This window comes from Nocardiopsis prasina DSM 43845, assembly GCF_000341265.1.
Taxonomy (GTDB): domain Bacteria; phylum Actinomycetota; class Actinomycetes; order Streptosporangiales; family Streptosporangiaceae; genus Nocardiopsis; species Nocardiopsis prasina.
Map to the genome: position 1 here is coordinate 1 of NZ_ANAE01000022.1, position 316 is coordinate 316.

The window sequence follows — 316 nt, forward strand, 5'->3', positions numbered from 1 at the left end:
CGTCGCGCGCACAGACCGCCGGAACGGGCGCTGAGGGGACCGGGGGGTTCCAGCACCGCGGCGTGTTCTTCTCTTCAGCCGAGGACCTGCGCGAACGGGTCCTGCCCCGGATGCGCGCGGCGCGCCGGGACGGCGACCGCGTCGTTCTGAGCGTGGCGCCGCAGACCCGCGCGACACTGCTGTCGGGCCTGTCGGCGGCCGACGCCTCCGGTGTGGAGCCGCTGGACCCGGCGGAGCTCTACGACGCGCCGGGCCGCACCCTGGCGGCCCTGCACGCGCGGGCGCGCGCCGAGCATCCCCGCCCGGTTCTGGTGGT

General features: G+C 77.2%; 1 pseudogene. It reads left to right on the plus strand.

Going from position 1 to position 316, the window contains the following annotated elements:
* Positions 1-62: 62 nt before the first annotated feature.
* Positions 63-316 (plus strand): annotated as a pseudogene (locus D452_RS27390) (anti-sigma factor RsbA family regulatory protein); the annotation flags it as partial.